This is a genomic window from Gemmatimonas sp. (genome assembly GCF_031426495.1).
Classification (GTDB): domain Bacteria; phylum Gemmatimonadota; class Gemmatimonadetes; order Gemmatimonadales; family Gemmatimonadaceae; genus Gemmatimonas.
Window position 1 is genome coordinate 14,830 of the sequence record NZ_JANPLK010000049.1, and the last position, 18,813, is coordinate 33,642.

General features: G+C 65.3%; 21 protein-coding genes. 10 read left to right on the top strand and 11 right to left on the bottom strand.

Annotated elements, in window-relative coordinates; all coding sequences use genetic code 11:
- The first annotated feature begins 356 nt into the window (after positions 1-356).
- From RMP10_RS12500 to RMP10_RS12525, 6 genes are all read left to right on the top strand, one after another.
- On the top strand, positions 357-2,009 hold the full coding sequence (locus RMP10_RS12500; protein ID WP_310570574.1) for a hypothetical protein: 1,653 nt from the start codon (positions 357-359) through the stop codon (positions 2,007-2,009).
- A gap of 43 nt (positions 2,010-2,052) precedes the next feature.
- Entirely contained in the window at positions 2,053-2,877 is an 825-nt protein-coding gene (locus RMP10_RS12505; protein ID WP_310570575.1) for a S8 family serine peptidase, read from the top strand.
- On the top strand, positions 2,874-3,857 hold the full coding sequence (locus tag RMP10_RS12510) for a thiopeptide-type bacteriocin biosynthesis protein (protein WP_310570576.1): 984 nt from the start codon (positions 2,874-2,876) through the stop codon (positions 3,855-3,857). Before RMP10_RS12505 ends, RMP10_RS12510 begins: the two co-directional genes overlap by 4 nt.
- Positions 3,854-5,680, top strand: a complete 1,827-nt coding sequence (locus tag RMP10_RS12515) for an ABC transporter transmembrane domain-containing protein (protein WP_310570577.1) — start codon at positions 3,854-3,856, stop codon at positions 5,678-5,680. Before RMP10_RS12510 ends, RMP10_RS12515 begins: the two co-directional genes overlap by 4 nt.
- Before the next feature lie 149 nt (positions 5,681-5,829).
- On the top strand, positions 5,830-6,873 hold the full coding sequence (locus RMP10_RS12520) for an HlyD family efflux transporter periplasmic adaptor subunit (protein WP_310570578.1): 1,044 nt from the start codon (positions 5,830-5,832) through the stop codon (positions 6,871-6,873).
- Positions 6,874-7,564: 691 nt separating this feature from the next.
- Entirely contained in the window at positions 7,565-7,924 is a 360-nt protein-coding gene (locus RMP10_RS12525; RefSeq protein WP_310570579.1) for a hypothetical protein, read from the top strand.
- 164 nt (positions 7,925-8,088) lie between these two features.
- On the opposite strand, the gene RMP10_RS12530 is transcribed toward RMP10_RS12525, so the two are convergent.
- The 4 genes from RMP10_RS12530 to RMP10_RS12545 form a co-directional block, all read right to left on the bottom strand.
- The gene (locus RMP10_RS12530) at positions 8,089-8,661 is read right to left on the bottom strand and encodes a TetR/AcrR family transcriptional regulator (protein WP_310570580.1); all 573 of its coding nucleotides are present in this window, start codon (positions 8,659-8,661) and stop codon (positions 8,089-8,091) included.
- The gene (locus tag RMP10_RS12535) at positions 8,658-9,107 is read right to left on the bottom strand and encodes a DUF3995 domain-containing protein (protein WP_310570581.1); all 450 of its coding nucleotides are present in this window, start codon (positions 9,105-9,107) and stop codon (positions 8,658-8,660) included. The genes RMP10_RS12530 and RMP10_RS12535 overlap by 4 nt, the downstream gene beginning before the upstream one ends.
- Positions 9,104-9,535, bottom strand: a complete 432-nt coding sequence (locus RMP10_RS12540) for a pyridoxamine 5'-phosphate oxidase family protein (RefSeq protein WP_310570582.1) — start codon at positions 9,533-9,535, stop codon at positions 9,104-9,106. The genes RMP10_RS12535 and RMP10_RS12540 overlap by 4 nt, the downstream gene beginning before the upstream one ends.
- Positions 9,536-9,934: 399 nt before the next feature.
- Complete coding sequence (locus RMP10_RS12545) at positions 9,935-10,249, bottom strand: trypsin-like serine protease (protein WP_310570583.1); 315 nt, start codon at positions 10,247-10,249, stop codon at positions 9,935-9,937.
- A gap of 96 nt (positions 10,250-10,345) precedes the next feature.
- On the opposite strand from RMP10_RS12545, the gene RMP10_RS12550 reads away from it, so the two are divergent.
- Positions 10,346-11,152, top strand: coding sequence for a hypothetical protein (locus RMP10_RS12550; protein ID WP_310570584.1), 807 nt, complete (start codon positions 10,346-10,348; stop codon positions 11,150-11,152).
- 97 nt (positions 11,153-11,249) lie between these two features.
- On the opposite strand, the gene RMP10_RS12555 is transcribed toward RMP10_RS12550, so the two are convergent.
- The 6 genes from RMP10_RS12555 to RMP10_RS12580 form a co-directional block, all read right to left on the bottom strand.
- Positions 11,250-11,555, bottom strand: a complete 306-nt coding sequence (locus tag RMP10_RS12555) for a transcriptional regulator (RefSeq protein ID WP_310570585.1) — start codon at positions 11,553-11,555, stop codon at positions 11,250-11,252.
- Positions 11,552-11,836, bottom strand: coding sequence for a hypothetical protein (locus RMP10_RS12560; protein WP_310570586.1), 285 nt, complete (start codon positions 11,834-11,836; stop codon positions 11,552-11,554). The genes RMP10_RS12555 and RMP10_RS12560 overlap by 4 nt, the downstream gene beginning before the upstream one ends.
- Before the next feature lie 63 nt (positions 11,837-11,899).
- The gene (locus RMP10_RS12565; RefSeq protein ID WP_310570587.1) at positions 11,900-12,328 is read right to left on the bottom strand and encodes a nuclear transport factor 2 family protein; all 429 of its coding nucleotides are present in this window, start codon (positions 12,326-12,328) and stop codon (positions 11,900-11,902) included.
- A 136-nt stretch (positions 12,329-12,464) separates the two neighbouring features.
- Positions 12,465-12,647 carry a hypothetical protein gene (locus tag RMP10_RS12570; RefSeq protein ID WP_310570588.1) on the bottom strand — a complete coding sequence of 61 codons (183 nt, stop codon included), beginning with the start codon at positions 12,645-12,647 and terminating at the stop codon, positions 12,465-12,467.
- An 89-nt stretch (positions 12,648-12,736) separates the two neighbouring features.
- Complete coding sequence (locus RMP10_RS12575) at positions 12,737-13,246, bottom strand: hypothetical protein (RefSeq protein WP_310570589.1); 510 nt, start codon at positions 13,244-13,246, stop codon at positions 12,737-12,739.
- 179 nt (positions 13,247-13,425) lie between these two features.
- Complete coding sequence (locus RMP10_RS12580; RefSeq protein ID WP_310570590.1) at positions 13,426-14,673, bottom strand: ABC transporter permease; 1,248 nt, start codon at positions 14,671-14,673, stop codon at positions 13,426-13,428.
- A 342-nt stretch (positions 14,674-15,015) separates the two neighbouring features.
- Here RMP10_RS12580 and RMP10_RS12585 point away from each other — a divergent pair, with 342 nt between their 5' ends.
- From RMP10_RS12585 to RMP10_RS12595, 3 genes are read left to right on the top strand one after another with little or no spacing between them, the layout of a single operon-like run.
- Positions 15,016-16,155: a DJ-1/PfpI family protein gene (locus tag RMP10_RS12585; RefSeq protein WP_310570591.1), complete on the top strand. Its 1,140-nt coding sequence runs from the start codon at positions 15,016-15,018 to the stop codon at positions 16,153-16,155.
- A complete protein-coding gene (locus RMP10_RS12590; RefSeq protein WP_310570592.1) occupies positions 16,152-16,841 on the top strand; it encodes a response regulator transcription factor in 690 nt (229 codons plus the stop codon). Before RMP10_RS12585 ends, RMP10_RS12590 begins: the two co-directional genes overlap by 4 nt.
- Before the next feature lie 22 nt (positions 16,842-16,863).
- Positions 16,864-18,225: a HAMP domain-containing sensor histidine kinase gene (locus RMP10_RS12595; RefSeq protein WP_310570593.1), complete on the top strand. Its 1,362-nt coding sequence runs from the start codon at positions 16,864-16,866 to the stop codon at positions 18,223-18,225.
- Positions 18,226-18,285: 60 nt separating this feature from the next.
- Here RMP10_RS12595 and RMP10_RS12600 read toward each other — a convergent pair whose 3' ends face one another.
- A complete protein-coding gene (locus RMP10_RS12600) occupies positions 18,286-18,561 on the bottom strand; it encodes a hypothetical protein (RefSeq protein ID WP_310570594.1) in 276 nt (91 codons plus the stop codon).
- Between the last annotated feature and the right edge of the window lie 252 nt (positions 18,562-18,813).

An 18,813-nucleotide genomic window follows, 5' to 3' on the forward strand; every position in this document is an offset into this window, starting at 1 on the left:
GCGACGGTGCGGAGCGGGGAGGAGCAGATTCCCTCGCGCTTCGCACGTTGGTGCGAGCGTATGTCACGGATTGGCGGATGGAGGTCGTGACCTCGAGGCGTGGTGTACGTGAGCTCATGGGGGGGAACTTGCCGCTGCGAACCGGGGGCACAGCGGACGGATCGATCGAGGCGCAGCTGGCTGATGGACGCGTGTTCTGCCTAGCCGATACCGGTTGGTACTTGCTGCGCTTTGACATTCGTGTTCGTGATCGGATTGCGCGGACTCGACTCCTCGGCCTTTCGGAACCAGGCTACTGTCCGTTCTGGGACTGGGCTCTTGCTGCGCCCCCAAGCGTGGACGGAACGAGTTCCATCGTGCCGTTACTGCCGGCAGCGGCGCAAGAGCGTCTGGCCGCGAGACGAGATCGATTGCTGAATGCGCTCGACGCCGTCCTCGAGCGGAACCCACGTGACTCTGCGGCACTTGGGCAACGCGTGCGCTTCTCGACCAGTGTACAGGCGCGACACGACGCGGCGCAGCGAGTGGCGCGCTGTGGCGACACACCGTATTGCCTGCAACTGGCCGCCCAACTGCAGGCGCGTGGCGGCGACCTGCGCGTAGCGGATTCACTGTTTGCACACGCGCGCGCGCAACGCAATGTGACCGGCGTGTGTCGCGATGATGGGCTTGATGCCGTGTGGCCGCGTGGGCTGGCACCTCTAACGGAGCAGCTCTCCTGCGGAGCGCGCAGCCGGCATTGGGAAGCGCTCTGGTGGTTGGCCAACCCCCGCTGGAGCGACCCAGTGAATACTCGACGGCTCACCCATGAGCTGCGCGTGCTCGACGTGCTGCTTCGCGACCAGGTGGGGCTCGACGAGTATCTCGACTTCGCACGCAACCAGCGAGTGACGGCCGAAGCCCTCGTGCTACGCTACGGCTTTCCGCGACGAATCCTCGCGTTCACTCCAGGCGCCGACACCTCGTATCATTTCAATATCATCCAACGCGGTGACGCACCGTATCGCGTCCTCGGCGCGCCGCAGTACACGCGCGACTACTACCGCACCATCCCAACCGGCGACGCGCTCGCGAACCCCTTCGACGCGACGCTGGCCGACTTCGCCGTGCGCGCCCCGCCACCACAGTTTGATCTGCGGGCGGAGTTTCCCGAGGAGTTGATTGACGCCAAGCCGCAGCTGCACGACCTGCCCAGCGCCCAACTGGCGCACTTCCTGCGCGACTCACTCATGGTGCTCGCCGTGGCGGTGCCGCCGCCGCCCCCCTCCATCGCGTCAGGAAACACTCGCGCGTGGCAGGCTTCGCTCATCGCGTCGCCGGGACCTGGCACGACAGATATCATCGCCACCGCCCGCGCCGACAGCACTGCTGCATTTCGCTTGCTGGGGCTCACTACGCTCACTCCGTCGGTGATGAGCGTAGAAGTGGAGCCCGCGCTGCAACCGGCGGATGACGTCTGGCGGGCTCGCTTCGGCCAGCGGCCACCGCCAGCGCTGCTGGCCGCCACCGGTGGCGCCCTCGCTCTCTCGGACCTGCTCCTGCTCGACCCGAGTGCCGACAGCCTCGGGAGCGGGCTCACGCTGGAGCAGGCGGCGCGGCAAATGCTCACGTCGAGCGTGCTCACCGCGAATCAACGGCGACTCGGGCTCTTCTGGGAGTTGTACGGCATATCAGCGGACGCGCCCGCAGAGACGAGCGTACGCTATACGATCACGGTGACATCCAGCGCGGGCGCGAGCGTGCTGTCCCGCGTGTTTGCGTTGGCCCGCGGACAGAGCACGGCGAGCAGCGACGGGGTGGCTATGTCGCTCGTCCAGCGCATCGACCCTCGCGCTACCGCGCGGACGCAACGCGGGGCGGCGGTCGTACCACATGGGCTGGTGCTCAACCTCGCGGATCTGCCGGCGGGGGACTACGCGATCAGTGTCGCCGCGGCGACGATCGGCGCGGCCAGCGCCCCCGTGCGGCGCGCCGAAGCACGGCGCGCGATTCGCCTCATCCGCCAATAGGGAGGTCCATTCCGTGCCGCATGACGATGCACCATGCACCACCATGACAACCCTGCGCGAAACCTCAACGTCACCGGCGCGTGGCGAGTGCACGAACTCCAGCGAGCGAACGGCGTCCCCCTTCGAAGCGCACGTGCTGCGCAACGAGTATGCAGAACTCGACGTCTACGATGTGATGCGCGCGCGAAAACCGTTCGCAGCGCTTGACGATGTTCCGCGTCGCGCCCAACCGCCATTGGTGGCAGTGCTCGACTCCGGCTACGCGCGAACAGTCGGTCCACTCAAGATGCTCCCTGTACACATGATCGCGAATCACTGCGCGCCGGTGGCTGGTGATACATTCGGCCACGGCACGCTCGTGATTGACTTCCTCGGAATGCTGACTACCTCCTGCCGCGTGCTGCCGGTGCACGTGTTCGATAGCAACCACGAAGCCACGCCGGCTTCCATCGAACGCGGCATCATGATCGCGCTAGAACGTGGCGCTCGGGTTATCCACATGAGCCTTGGCACACGAGACTTCCGCGAAGGTTCGTCCTTGGCGGCCAGTTGCCATCGAGCGGCATCAGGAGGCGTCGTTCTCGTTGCGTCCACTCCATCGTTCACGTCCGCCAGCTTTCCGGCCGTGTTTCCGTGTGTAATCGGCGTCGCACCGCGCGCGGACAATCCGGGAATTGCCGTCACGATCGTCGATTCCAAGAGAGCGATGTGTACGGCCTATAGCCCCAGGATCCGACGAGACGGTGTCGTCTATCGAGCGGCCAGCCTTGCGGCTGTCACAGCCACCGCCATGATCTGCGAGCAGCTCGCGCGCGACACGTCGTGGGGTGGGCAGGAGCCAGCCGCCACGTTGAGGTTGCTCCAATGATACCTCACACCGCTACCGAGCCGACCGACTCCGCACCGGCACTGAGCGAAACCGATCAGTGGCGCGTCCGCCGCTGGACGAGTCATCACGTACACTTCGCTTCACCGGCTGCTGACAGTTACGATCGCGTCATCGCGGACTGGGTCGCATCGGTTGTCGCCGAGCTTCGGGAAAGCGCGTTGATCGAGCGCTACTTTTTTATCCGGTATCCGGTGGGTGGGCCACATGTGCGCCTGCGTATGGCGCCGCGAACGGAGGACGCCGAGGCCGGCATCGAGCGAGTGCTGTTCTCGCACGCATCGCGGTGGAACCGCGCCGTGGCGCCGAAGCACACTCTCGAGGTTCGGCCGGTGCCCTACGAGCCTGAGTTTGACCGCTACGCCGGCCCAGTTGGGCTGGCCCTTTGTGAGTCGATATTCGAAGCGTCGTCAGACTGGGTTGTTCAGTTCCTGCGCGACACCGCGCCAGAGCAACGGAGCCCGACACGCTTGGGCCGCAGCTGCCTAGCCATGGTTGTAATTGCTTGGCTCTGCATTCCCGATCTCAGACAGTGCGGAGCGTACCTGCGTCACTACGGTGCGTCGTACGCGCGTGTGGCAGACGAACTGTACGGCGTAAGCAGTGTGATCGAGCAGGCGCGCACCGTGTCAGGCGCGTTTCGTGCAAACATCGCGGAGACGGCCAGGCGCTTAGAAGTTGGCCAGAGTGTCTCCGTCTCGCTCGACAATCTGGTGTCTATTCTGTCGCCGCTCCTGCACCGTCTCCGCCTCGCGTCAGATCGCCGCCAGCTGCGCGCGTCGCCTGACGCACTACCGTTCACGGCCCATGGCGGCATCCAGCATGTGCTGCCAAGTCTCTTGCACATGCACAACAATCGCATGGGCGTCGACATTCGGCAGGAGGCGCTGCTCGCCATGATGTGCAGCCAGGCCATCGACCCGCGCAGTGCCATGCACGTACCCAGAGACGCGGATACATGAGTCTCTCGGAGTCGTTTGCGTCGCTGCTGCGATTGCTCCAGCTGCTCCGCCGCTACTGGAGCGGTATGGCGCGCAACGTCGCTCTGGGCGTCGCGCTGGCCGCTCTCGGGCTGCTGCTGCCGCTCATCACGCGCGCTCTCATCGACAACGTCTACCCGAATCGAGACACAAGCCTGCTGTTGATTCTCGCTATCGGGATCGTCGCGGTCGCGACCGGAACCGCGTTCGTCACTGCTATACGGTCCTATCTTGCGCAGCGCATCTCCGCAGAGATGACCGGCGCGCTGTCGCTACTGTACTTCAACCATGTACAGCACCTGCCGCTAGCGTTCTTCGATCGCGGACGGGTTGGCGAGATCACAAGCCGACAGAGCGACATTCGCACGGCGGTTGCGACCCTGACCAAAGTGTTTGAGACAGTTTTGGTGAGTGGCACCTATCTCATGGCTGTGCCACCGCTGCTTCTGATGGTCAACTGGAAGCTGTCCCTGCTCTCCCTGTTGTCGACGCCGCTTACGTCGATTGTCTCGGTAGCCGGCGGGCGCCTTCTTCGGAGGCACTGGCAAGCCGGCGCAGAGGCGAGCGCGCAACTCAATGCGACGCAGGTCGATGCGTTTTCTCAGATTCGGAGCATCAAGCTCGCCGGCGCCGAATCGGCGATGTACCGCAGGATTGCCGACGCCACGCAAGAGGCCACTACGCTACAGCTGCGCGCGGGGAGGCTCTCCAGTCGCATTTCCTTCGTCAACGCCATTGTCAGAGCTCTAGGCACCGCTCTTTGCACATGGTATGGCTGGACGTTGATTCTGCGCGCCGAGTTGTCGCTCGGCGACTTCCTCCTCTTCGGCGCCTATCTCGGGTTCATGACGCACCCCGTCGGGGAGTTCGCGTCGCTATTCTCCGATGTTCAGCGCGCGTCCACGTCGCTACGACGGCTATTCGAGTATCTCGACCTGCTGCCGGAGCTGGACCCCACGCATAGTTTTCGCGAAATCCCACAGTCGATCATACCGCTCGCCGGCGCGCTCGAGGTGCGCGCGGCGAGTCTGACATATCCGAGTGGGCTGCGCGCCCTGTCGGAGCTGGACGTTGCCTTCCCCTGCGGATCTGCCACGGCAGTCGTGGGGCCGAGCGGGGCGGGAAAGTCTTCGCTTATCCGTTTGCTCGCTGGGCTTGATGCACCGGTTGACGGCGAGGTCTTGCTCGGCGGTAGAAGCCTTCGCGACATCGACCTGCGCTCGCTTCGCTCGCACATGGCAGTGGTGTGGCAGGAAGCGGGAATGGTGCGCGGAACAATCGAAGACAACTTGACGCTTGGCGCGCGCAATGTTACGCCGGCGCAGTTGGCAGAGGTGATGCGCGTCTGCAGGCTCGAGGATCTTGTCGCCGCGTTGCCGCGCGGCCTACGCGCGGATGTGTCGGAAGGCGGCGTGAGTCTCTCCGCCGGCCAACGCCAACGCCTCGCCTTAGCGCGTGCGCTGCTGCGGGGGGCCCGTATCCTGCTACTGGACGAGGCCACGTCCAACATTGACGTTGTTGTCGAGTCCGAGATCCTGCGCGATATCGTCCGAGGACGCGGCGATCGGACGATAGTGTTCGTTACGCACCGCATTGTCAGTGCGCAGCTTGCGGACCGGATCTGCGTCATGAACCGCGGCACGGTGCTGAGCGTCGCGTCGCACGAGCAATTGCTGGAGTCGTGTGTGGAGTACCAGCTGCTCCATGCGGCTGCGCACGAACCCACGGAGCCGCTGGCGCCGAGGAGCGGGCGCCGCCGACCTGATGACGCGGCGGCCAAGTCTTGCTTGCTGACTGTTCCGTGAGAGCGGTGCCCACGCCAGCCGACGCGCGAGCACTCGCAGCTCGAGCGCGCTCAGACTCACCAGCGCCCTCGCTGGAGCTTCCCCCGTTCCTTTTACCGACGCGCGTTGAACGCAGCAGATGGCGCAACGGCCGGCTCCTCGCACTCGCGATGCTGCTGGTGACGGTTGTCGTAGCAGCAGGCGTTTCCCAAGCGCGCGTAAAGAGCGCCGTCCATGTCGCGGCGCGGGTACAGCCGCAGCAGCGAACGCTCCTTCGCGCTACCCAAACGGGCCGCGTCGTGGCCGTGCATGTCGCCACCGGTACCGTCGTGCGCAAAGGCGACTCACTCCTGCTGCTTGGCTCGGATGACTCACGCGCAGCAGAGCTGCAGCTCGATCGCGAGATTGGAGAGAGACAGAGCGCGATCGCCTTGGCGGAGGGGAACGCACGCAACAGTCAGGAGCAGCGTCACTTGCGAGTGGAGCAGGCACGTGCGCGGCTGCTGAGTGTGCTCGCTACTGTTCGGGAGAAAGGCGTGATCTTCGGGCGCATCACCGAGAATGACACGACGCTCGGCGGCTATAGCCCCGGCGACCACGTCGAGATGGACCGTGCGTTCGCCGACGAACGGCTGGCGCGGCTGGAGCTGGCAAGCGCGTTGGCGAGTCTCGCAGACAGCGTCTCGCTGCAGCGAACGGTCGAGAACTCGCGAATGGCGCTGGCGCATGCTCGTGTAGCGAGGGCTCGTGCCGGCGTGGCGGCTGCGGAGCTCTTGCTCCGAGCGCCGCATGCCGGACGTATCGCAACCGTTCATCCGGCGGAGCTTTTGGGCACGATGGTCCGACCCGGCGACGCACTACTCGAGTTGCATTCAGGATCACTGTGGCGCGGTGAGGCGCAGATTCCTGAATCGGAGATCGCACGCATTCACGTTGGTGACAGCGTTCGGGCGGAAGCTGCCGTCGGCGGGAGCACCGACCGGAGGGAGTATCATGGTAAAATTGCGTTCGTATCAGACTTCCCGACCGCACCTTCCGATAGCCGAGCGACGGTGACACCCATGTATCGCGTCGAGTTTCTCGTCGGCGAAGCGTCGGACACCGCGGGAGGTAGTCGGCTTCGAGTTGGTAGCACGTTGAAGGCCGCCATTTTGGTGGGCAAGTCCAGTGTGCTGCAGCGAATGATGAAAGTTATGGGATGGGGCCCTCGATGAGCAACGCTACGGCGTAGAGCGCGAGTGCTCCGAAGTTGACAATGCGAACGCCTCGATCCGCGGGACGAGGGGCTGGTCACGCTTAAGCGCAGTCATGCAACGGCTCCGGGACACACCGCACGGATCGCCAGCAACGCGCAATCGTCATCGCGGAACCCCTACGTCACACGTTCGGCTACATTGTGCTGTGCGATGCCTCCGTCGAGAATGCCGAAGTTGGTCGCCGGTCACCGTTGTACCCCACTCCGACCCATGTAGCACCCGCGCCGGGGCCAGGCCGTCGTCGAGCGCCGCCGCAACGGCCGCGCGGCCGCTGAGGGCCCCGATCACGTTGCCGGTACCCGAGTATCCTCCGAGGGCCGAGACGCCCTCACGGACCTGCTCCAGGACCGGCAGACCGCTCTCCGTATAGCCCGCACACGCCGCCCAGCGGTGAGTGACCGGCGCCGTCACGCCAAGATGGCTGCGCACAAAGCGTTCGAGCAGCTCCTGCACCGTCGGCGTGGGTGACGCGTCGAGACTCCACTCGCCGGCGTCAGGTTGATCGCGAAAGCCGCCAATTGTGAGCGACCCGTTGGGAACTGCTGCCAGTTCCGGTGCCAGACTTCCCCTCCTGCCATAGTTTCACGCGCCACCTCCTCGTGGACTGATACGTGGAGAGCACCATCCGAGTGCTTCTGAACAGTCCGCCGTGCCATTTCCGCGTGCCATTGGGGGGGGCACGCAACGCCACATCGGCCTGCAGGATGCAGGTTATATCGTCGAGCAACGTGAGGGTGGCGAGTGTCACGAATCCCGTGAAGACGCGCACGAAGCCGAAGCCGCCAGTTCGATTCACGCGTGGACGTCGCAGTCGCAAGGATACACTCGCTCAGGCCTACCCTCCCCTCGGCCGCGCAAGGACACCGGGGCGTGGGTGTGGAGCTACACCGATCCGGTGCGCAAGGAGGTCGGATCGCACGATGCGCACGCTGTCTCCACCGTCGAGAACGGCCGCGCGCCCTGTACGTTCAGCGGCGACACGAGCTTTGCGCCTGGCTGGTACGCCTGATCCTCGCGGCCCAGGTCGATGAGAACCGGATCGTGGTCCGCGAGAGGCGGAGGCGGGTCGGCGGCCGGGGCCGCCGGTCTGCAGCCAACGAGCATCGCGGCGACGAGCAGGATAGTACACAGGGGAATGCTCTTGCGCCGTTCGATGGGCGGTGGTCGCTGTCGTCAGCGACGGCGACGAGGGGTTGGGGCGGACGGTGCGGTCGTATGCTGCGCGAGCGACCGTCGAATGTCGCTGATCAGCTGGGCGGCATCGGCAGGCGTCATCATGGCACTCACGTGTTGCGCGCCGACAAACGCCAGGTACTCGAGCTGCGCTGACTCGCGTGCGCTTTTCGCGTTGACGGCAGCGTGCAGTTCCGTGAGATACGCCATCCGGCGTGCATCGACGCGCGCGACGACGGCCCGCGCGCGAGCATCACGCAAGGCCCAGGAGCGCACAGCAAGGTCCAACCGATGATCGAGGCGTTCCACTGCGTCGTCGAGCCGTGCGGCGCGCTGACCGAGATCGTCCGCCGCCCCCGCGAAAGCAATCGGTGCCTCGGTGAGCGTCTCCTCCCACCGCGCGAGCAACCGTGTGAGGAATGCGTCGAGATCGCGGAAGTGGTGGTAGAACGATCCCTTGGTACGTTCGAGCGCCGTGCACATGCGATCGACGGTGAGGGCCGACATGCCTTCGTCACGCAGGAGGGCGAGGCCGGCGTCACACCAGTCACCAGGAGCGAGTCGCGTATTCACTGGCGTACCGCCAGCGCCGTGCACACGGCCAGCGCGAGACAGAGCGGCGAGTAAAACCACACGTTCAGCCGCGCGAAGGGGCCACCTGCCGTTTCAGGACGCATGCGCACATCGACAAATCCTTGAAGCCCGCGTAGCAGCAGCACAGCCGCGCCGAGCAGCGCCGCAGGTCGTAGCCACCGGCGCGGCACCGGCAGCGGCAGCAGACCGGCTCCACCGAGCACCGTGAGGGCCGCAGCCAGCAAAATAGCCGCTACCATCCACGTCGCCGTCGATCCCGGTGAATGTCGTCCCGGCGCGCCCCCTACCACGGTGCGATGCAGTGAGTTGGCGTCGGTGCCCGGCCACATGCCCCCCAGAGCCCAATACGCATGCACCCCGGCGAGGACGATGAACATGACGGCTGCGACGATCGTTGGGATCGACGCCGACAATGGAGCGCTCATGCGTCGACCCAGACGCCATCGCGGTGCGTGAAGCAGGCGCTTCGCAAGCCGAATGGCTCCGGCGTGATTCCACGCGACGCGTCCCACACTTCGAGACGGTCTGGTACGAAGTGCAGCACCACGAAATCAGCCGAGGTCGGTCCCTCCGGCCAAAAGGCGTACCAGGTCGGCATGAAGCGGTGCTGTCGCACGGCCATTGACTCCACCACGTCCATGCGGCCGGCGAGTACCACGCAGGCGGCTGTGCTGTCGTCCTGATACACGACCGTCGCACGCGCATCGGTACGCAGTACCGCGACCTTGCGCGAGGAGGCGCTGGTGCCGAACCAGACACTGAGATCTGGTTCGGGCGGAAACGGCTGGAGCACCCGCGCCGACACGCCGTCGTGGCCGACCGTGGTGACGAGACAGAACTTCCTTCGGCGCATCGTGGCCCTCGCGATGCTGAGGGCAGCGTCCGGCCCGGCCCGATGTCGGCGCTGCGCCCACGCCCGGTACAGACCCGTCAACGGTCGCCAGAGCAAGTGGAGAGGTGGCATACGGTACCATACCGTATGGTATGCTATGGCGCAACAGGAATAAGTGTGCAGACGAACTTTGACGACACCCGCCAGCCTGGCCGCTTCCTCCTCACGGGGTCGTAACAGCTCCTGCTCAGGACCCCCGTGGCTCAGTCACTGGCCGGACGCAGCTGACGTTGTGGCGAATACCGCCCAAATGGCGCTTGTAAAGCTTCCCGAGAGGCGCGCGGGAAGGTGTGAGTTTCAAGGACTCTGACCCCATGAAACGCCCATCGTTGTCGCCACATCAACCATGCATGCTGCCGCTCAGCGCTCCGCAGTGACCACGCTCATGATCCACGCCTGGTAGTGACTCAGCCGCACGTTGCAGGACACCTGCCCGTACCGACCCGGCGTCCTCACGGTGCTCTGCGCATCGACCCAGGACGTCAACCCGGCCAGCACCCACGGGTCTCCGGCCTGCATGAGCATCGGACCGCCGCTGTCGCCGCTACCGGCCGCGCCTTCGAGTGGCAGTGCCTTGGCCGGCTCGTCGAACACGTAGCAAATCCAACGCCCATAGGCGCTGGTGATCGTGTTGTACGCGCGGCGCATCGTGGTGCGGTGTGAGGCTGAACTCATAGCCCGTCACGCCGTTCCCGATTGCTCCCTTGCCGATGATCTGGACCACTCCCCGCGCTGGTACGCTTTCGCGCCGATGAGGTCGAGGACTTTGGGTTGGCACCATGGGGACGTCACGAAGTAGAGTTCTGGTACTCCGCGTGGCAGCCGGTCAGCGCCGGCGTGCTCTTGCCACGACAGCGCGATGTGCGACGGGTTGGGCGCCCCTGCAAGCGCATGACGGTGCTGGGCATGCAGGTCAACGCGCCCGCGCCGAGCGATTCCTTCGCCATCAGCGACAGTCTCATGGCCGCGTACCTCGTCACGGAGCGACGGCCCATGTGGCAGTACGCTGTCGAGAAGACCGGACGCGTGGTTCGCGATCGCTTCGCGGTGACGCCACCGATGACTGGCAGTCCCGGCGCCGTGCGCCTTGGCGGTATGTGGGTCGTGCTCGAGACGGCACAACACGAGGGGGCGATGACGCTGATTGCCGAATGGCTCGGGCGTGTCACGCCTGGTGTTCCAATCGGCGCGGGTATCGCCACGATGCCGTCGGTGGCGAACGGTGGGGCGCGATGGTTCGCTGACGCACGACGACCGCTGTTCATTGCTCCTGGCGCCGCGCCGTTCGTACAGCGCATCACGGGGCGGTCGAACAGCGGCACCGTAATCTCCACTGCGCGTTGGGTGCGCATTGGCTCCGACTCGCTCTGGGTTGAGCCATTCGACGCGCCAGATATCTCGGGGGCGTTGGCGATCTACTCGCCGACGCTGCAATGGCTCTATCTCCCGATGGCCGGTGCACACGCCGTTCGCGACGAACAGGCAGCGCTCACCGCGCGACTGGCGGCGCGCGGGCTGCCAGTGGAGTGGATCGGGTCGGTGCGTGCGCTGGTCACGGCGGTGCCTCCCGCGAAGTAGGCACCACGTGGGAAAGCCCGCCACGACTCCTACTGAATGGCGTCACTGGGACTGAGCGGCGCACCACTCGTCCCCGTCGATCGAGCGGAGTGCACCACTACTTACGCAGCTCTGGAATCGACGCCGCCAGACGTTGTAGCGCGCGGAAATGCTCGGCGACGGCGCGCGTCCCCACCTTGGTGAGAGAAAGCCACGTCCGCTGGCGTGAGGCGAGCGTGGCCTTGCGGACGGTGAGATAGCCGGCGTCTTCGAGTTGCTTGACGTGCTTCGACAGCACCGAGTCGCTGACCCCCGTTTCGCCTCGAACCAGCGAGAATTCCGCCTCGCTCACCGCCGACAGTATCGCGCAGATCTGGAGACGCACGGGGGCGTGAATGACGGGATCGAGCTGCAAGCCACTCACGACATCTCCTCCCGGAGCTCTGCCCGCCAGGCGCGATCCCATGCGACACTTCCACGGGCCGCGATGATCGCCATGACCACCCCGCAGAAGATCGCCACACGGCCGTCAGGATACGCATCACGAAAGAGCATCGCCAGTGCGCAGAACACCGCGGTCGCGAAGCCAATGCCGATCGCGATGCGTCGGGTCTTGCCAGGCCGCGTGCCGCTGACCTGTTCGGACTCAGCTCCATGCAGTGAGGACGCGCCATCGCGACGCCCGGGGAGCCATGCACATTGCATGAGGTCCTCAGGGGCGCGGCCGAGTTCCCTCGAGAGCCCCTGGGCACGTGCCACGACCACGGTTTACCCAACCACCAGCGGCAACATGCTCACATGGCCGCCCACCACCCGCCACACGCCGTCGGGCTCACGCGCCCAAACGCGCGTGTATCGGAAGGTTCCACTCACGGGGGCACCGCCTACGTCCACGGTGAGGCCGGCGCGCAACGCAATCACGGCCACGTCATCCCCGACGCGTCGCACCTGCAGCTCCTCCGGCTCGTGTCGGCGGAACCGTACGACGCCTGCGGCATGCGCGCTGAGATCCTGCTGCTTGGTACCTAGCTGCCCGTCGGGACCCGTGAACAACAGCGCATCGGCAATGAGGGCGTCGAGTGTGGGCACATCGGCGTCGAGCTGCGCACGGCGCAAGCGCGCTTCGAGCATGACCATCTCGGGGTCGGCGGGCCCCGAAAGGACCGAGGTCATCAGGTCGAGTTCAAGCTCATTCATGGGTGATCATGAAGGTGATTGGTGGCGTGCGGTGCGTCGCGTTGCTGACTGACCAGGGCCCATCGAGGGGCCGCACATTGCGGAGGATCATCGCCGCGCAGATTGAAATACCCTGCAGAAAGTGTATGCCCCACGCTCACCCGATGCCCTGTGTTTCCAGCACCGACCGTGCGAGTAGCCACCCCAATGCGCCGGCCATGAGTGCGCCCACCAGACCGCTGGGCAAACCGCGCATATGTGGGAGACCGAACAGCATCGGGGACAGCAACGTGACGAGCGATGGATTCATCGTGCCGGCGAGCGGCACCAGCAGGCCCACGCGATGTCCAGTCCATCTGCCGCTCCAGTGGGATGGCACCGTCGGCGCCATCCCACTGGAGCGCTGCGTCTTGCGCGTCTCCGGCCCGGTCAGCGCACGACGATTTGCTTTTCGACGGTAACCGGGGACTCGCTCGACGTCCACTGCTCAACCCGGCGGCCCCGCACACGAAGGGTCGCAAGTCCGGGGGTGGCGATCGTGACCGTGACCGTCCGGCTGATATTCAAGAGCACCTCGATGCACGCGCGATCCGTCGTGTACACGTCGGACGGTTCAAGCAGCACGGTGCGATCGCTCGGCGAGATCGCCGTCGGGCCCGCCACCCAGCAGCCGCTCAGGACGATGCTTCCGATCTGCACCGTGAACGGCTCGCCGGCGCGCACCGTATCGGGCGCCACCAGCGCAGCGGACGGCAGCAGGACCCCCGTGGTTGGTGCCGGAGCCCATTGCAGCGCCGGATTCGCACGTGACACTGACGCGTCGTCTGCAGGCAGCGCTGATTCCAACCCGGTCAGCATTTGCAGCACGGACGTCTCCGTACGCACCGGCGCCAGATCCGGCTCGGTTGTCCCCCCGCACGCACTCACCAGAAAAAGCACGGTACCACTCAAAAGGTGAGCGGCTCGACGACATCGCAGCATATGACTTCCTCGGAAGAGATGGACGCAGGCGTTGAATCGACGCGATGCTGCCTACACTACCTTCGTCACGAAGGCTCGTGTCACCGATCGTACACGAACGGCGGCTCACGCGAAACAAACGGACCGCAGGCGACTCCCTACTCGTGCCGGATCGCTTCGATCGGATTGAGGCGGGCCGCGCGAACCGCGGGATACATGCCGAAGACGAGCCCCACGAGCACCGCGCTCAGTACGGCCACGGCCACCGTACTCATCGACACACTTGCAGCGATCTGCATACCGGGTAATTGCGCGCGCATGAGCGCGGTGATCGAGAAGGCCGCGCCCAGCCCAAGGACGACGCCCACCGCGCTGCCGAATCCCGAGATGACGATAGACTCGGCGAGAAACTGCGAGCGAACGTCACGCGAGCGCGCCCCAACCGCTTTGCGTATCCCGATCTCCCGCGTACGCTCGGTGACCGCGGCGAGCAGCACGTTCATGATGCCGATTCCGCCTACGAGCAGCGAGATACCGGTGATCGCGCCCATAAACAGCTTGAAGAGCAGGATCCCCTGTTGCGCCTGCTGCAGCCGGCCCTCGTTGCTCTTGAAGCTCACTGTGCCCGCGCCGAATCGAGTCGTGGCCCAGCGCGTGATCGCGATCCGTACGCTGTCTGCCTGCTCCACGGTGCGGAGCTTGCCGAGCAACGACACCACCCGCGGACGCGCCGTGGGGGGCATGGCAGCCGTCGCTGCGGGAAGCGGCACCCACGCCATGTCGTTGGCGCTGGTGTCGGCGCTCACGCCGATGATCGTGAAGACGGTGGACTGAAGCCGCAGCGTGCGCCCCAAAAGTTCGGCCACGCCGCTCAGGGATTCGGCAACGATAAGTCGACGGGCCAGCCCGCCCGACAGGACAACTAATCGCCCCGTCGTGTCGTTCACATCGCGTGCGGTGAACGCGCGTCCAGCGGCGAGCGTCACGCCGCCGATCGCACTCCACCCCTCGGTGACGCCGACGATCATGGCCATGCGCCGCACTCGCCCTGCCGAATCAGTGACCTCACCACGCGCCGTCAGCTGCGCGCTGAGCCCCTCGACCCCTGGCATGCGCGCCGCCTCCCGGACATCGGCGGCGACAAACACGGGGTAGCGGTCGAGCGGAAAGCTCTGGCCGTCCACTTCCTCCGCAGTGACCGGGTCTACGGTGAAGTACATAACGGATGTCGTCTGGTCGAGCTGTGCGCGCATGGTGTCTTCAAGGCCATCACCGACCGAGAGCACGGCCACGAGCGAGCCCACGCCGATGATCATCCCGAGCGTAGAGAGCACGGTACGCAGGGGGTTGGCGCGTAATGCGTCCGCGCCGACCCGCAAGTTCTGAAAGAAATTGAGAGAGGACATGCGTGCCTTACGGGCGAGCGCGGGCAATGGTGTCGGGGCGTTCCCGGCGCTTGACATCAACCGCGCGTGAGTCGGAAGGAAGCGGGCGCTGGCTGAACCGTTCAGTCACCTCCACCCCCGCCGGCGGCCGGATCGCGCGTGACGGCGCGGGCCTGAGCGCCGCGAGTTTCGAAGCGCTCTCATACGGAGCACTGAACGATTCGCGTCACCTGATTCGGGACCTGCCCCGGGGTCAGTGCACGCGGCCATCCTCGCGCGATGATGACTGGAACGCGCCGGATTGACACTTGCTTCACATCGCCTTGCGAACTTCCGCTCACTCACTCATTCTGGAGGCTTCGCATGTCCGTCCGTTTCATCGTCATGTGCACCGCGCTCTCGCTCCTCGCGCTGTCGCGCCCAGCGCACGCGCAACCCGTACGCGCCGCCGCCGTAGTGCTGGTGGTCAGCAGCGCCGGTCGCGACAGCGGTCGCACCCGTCCAGGCTTTGAAATGGACGAGCTCACGCAGGCGTATCACATTTTCGCGACCAACGGGTTCGCCGTGACCATTGCCAGCCCCGCCGGCGGTGCCGTGCAAGCGGACAAGTATGATGCAGGCTTGGCATACAATGCCGCCTTTCTCGCTGATACGACCGCCATACGCAAGCTCACGAATACCACCCGTACCGCTGCCGTCCGCGCAGGTGATTTCGACGCAATTTTCGTGGTGGGCGGCAAAGGCGCGATGTTCGACCTCTCCCTCGACGCGGCGCTGGCCCGCCTGGCCGGCGAGATCTATGATCGCGGTGGCGTCGTGAGCGCCGTCTGTCACGGGCCGGCAGGACTGGTGCGTGCGCGCACCAAGACCGGAACGGCATTGCTGGCGGGGCGCATGGTCACGGGCTTCTCGAACGAAGAAGAGCAGGTCTTCGGCAAGAAGTGGGTGTCGCAGTTCCCGTTCATGCTGGAAACTGAGATCCGCTCGCTCGGCGCCGAATGGCAGGAGGCTGCGCTCATGCTTCCGCACGTGGCCATCGACGGCCGGATTGTCACCGGCCAGAATCCCTATGCCACGGCAGCCACCGCCGAGGCGGTGGTACGCACGCTGGGTCGACCGCTCGCCGCGCGCACGCCGTGGGCCGATGAACGTACCGTCAATTTTGCATACGCCGCGTTACGCCGCGACCCGCATACGCCGCGTCGTGAACTCGCCACGATTCACGCGGAGCTCAAGATCGACTTGATCGGACTCATCGGCTACTACCAGCTGCAGACGGCAACGGATACGAGCGCCGTACGGTCGGCGCTCACCCTCATGGAACTGGCCGCGCCGTACATGCCGCAGCCACAGATGACACTCGGCATGGCTGATGCCTACCGTCGACTGGGACGGATGGACGATGCCCGTGCGCTCGCGAAGGACGTGGTGCGGTTGCACCCGACCATGCGGGAAGCACGTGAACTGCTCACGACGCTCGAACGAGCCACGCCACCGCAATGAATACCCGTGCCATGCATGTGCTGGTGATCGAGGACAATGCGGCCTTGCGCGAAAGCGTGGGGCTGCTGCTTCGGGCACATGGCCATCGCGTGGACCTCGCGGCCGAAGGACGGGCGGGACTGCAGATGGCACTCGCCGAGCCACCGGACGTGCTGGTCCTCGACGTCATGCTCCCCGGTTTAGGTGGTTTGCGTCTCTGCGCGCGCCTGCGCGCGGAGTGCGACCGTCACGTACCAGTGCTCATGCTCACGGCGCGCGATACACTGGCCGATAAACTCGAGGGCTTTCGCGTCGGTGCCGATGACTATCTCACCAAGCCGTTTGCCAACGAGGAACTGCTCGCGCGATGTGTGGCGCTGTCCTCGCGACATAGTGCCGGCCTGGATCATGTGCTGCGAATAGGATCGCTGATGATCGATCGTCGATCGGGCATCGTACGGCGTAACGGACAGATTCTCGCGCTGCGGCAGTTGTCGCACCGCATTCTGCTGATGCTCGCGGAAGCATGGCCGCGTGCCGTGACGCGCAGTGAGCTCACACGACGTCTCTGGGGCGAGGATTCCCCGGTGTCGGATCCGCTGCGTACGCATCTATACCTTCTACGTCAGGCGCTCGATAGGCCGTTCGACACACCCATGCTGGTGACCATTCACGACATGGGGTATCGGCTGCAGGCGGATACGTGAACCTCGGTATCTCTCGAGCACAATGGTGAGAGCCGGGTCGGACGAGCGGCGGGCCTCCACGCTGCGCACGCGGATCGTGCGTGCGTTCGCGGCGTTTGCCGTGGTTGTTGCCATTTTCTTCGGCGTGTCGACGGCGGTGTTCCTGTACACCGTCGAGGATGAGTTCTTCAACGCGATGCTCGGCGAAGAAGCCGCGCTCCTTGAATCGCAGAGGGCTTCCGGCGCCGACTGGGGTGTGCCGAGAACCTCGTGGATGTCGGTCCACACATCAACGGAGAGCCTGCCAGCGGATCTCCGGTCGCAGCTCCGCGCGGAACCCACTCGAACGGAGTTCGTTGGCGAGAACGGGCGCCACTATCATGTGCGGCCGCTGCGAGGCCGTGCCGGAGCAACGGCGGCTCGTGAGGGCGCGCGTGCGCTGATCGCACCCGCATGGCTCGTGGCCGAAGTGAGCAGGCGCTTGATCGTACGCCCCATGCGCAGCGCGCTGATCGAGAAGTGGCTGATCGTCGAGTGCTTCATCCTCGTGCTGGCGGTGTTGATCGCGTTGCGCATGGCACGACGTGTGGCACAGCCGTTGGCATCGCTGGCGGAAGGCGTTCAGGATTTCGATCCGTCCCTCCCGACAGGAACCGCCGTGATGGTAAATGCCGATGCCGAAGTTCTGGTGGTTGCGAAAGCACTCGACGAGATGCGGGCGCGAGTACAGGCGCTGGTCGCACGCGAGCGGACGTTCACCCGCGATGTGAGTCATGAACTGCGCACACCGCTCGCGGTCATTCGTTCGACGGCCGCACAAGCACTACGCGATGACGGCATGCGGAGCGACTCGCGCCGGTTGCTCACGATGGCGCTGAATGCTGCCGAACAGATGGAGCGCACGGTCACGAGCCTCCTGACGCTCGCGCGCGACGATCTGCTGGTCGGGCCCGCGATGCCAACGCGAATCCTCCCCACGCTCGAGCAGGTGGTGGTGGAGCAGTCCCTCGTGATCTCCGGGCGCGACATTTCGCTTGACTTACGTGTCCCCGCACAGGCCGCGCTCCACGTCTCCGAGACGGTGTTGCACATGCTGCTCTCCAACCTGCTGGGGAACGCCTTTGCGCATACGGCATCTGGCAACATACGCATGACGTTCGTCGACGGAATTTTGCGGATAAGCAATCCAGTGGACGATGACCACAACGAGCGAGTGGTGCCCAAGCTGGACACGCTTGCCGTGCCAGGGGTGCGCCGCGACCACAGCCCTGGCTACGGATTCGGTCTGGATATCGTGGCGCGACTCTGCGCACGGGCCGGCCTGGCGCTCCACTGGCAGCGGCGTGAAGGCGTGTTCGATGTGTGGGTTTACGAGCACACACATCGTTCGAGGAGCCGCGCGTGATAGGCGCACCGCTGACCGCGAGACGTAGCGCACGAGACTGCGCCAGTTGCACCTCTCCCGTCATGCGTACACGGTAGTGAACCAGATCCGCCTTACCGGCCACTGGGTGCTCCAGAGCACGTCGTTCAGCCACTCACGCAGCGGGTTCACGTCAAACAACTCGTCCTTGATACGCACGAACGTGCTACAGCGAATGGGCCCGGTTTCGATTTGGACCGCCCCCCTGACCTGCTCGGGATGGCGGTTGATGACCGAGGTGCCGTACATCCCGCACCAGGAATGGCCGACCAGGGTGACCTGCAGCCCGGGGGCAACGCGGTCCACGAGAGCGAGCACGTGCCTTCCGCGGCGAAGTCGACGCGCGTGTAATCCTCCACATGGGCCGCGCCGAGCTGCTGCCTCGTTGCCGCGTGGGCGCCCCTGCACACACCGTGTCCTCCGCGCCGGCCGCGACGGCGAGTTGCACCGTCGCGGAGCCAACGGTGCCCGACGCGCCGTTGATCAGGACGCGGTCTCCAGCTCACACGGCGCCGCGTCGGAAGAAATCGAGCGCCGTGGTGCCACCAAACGTGAGGGCTGCTGCGGTCT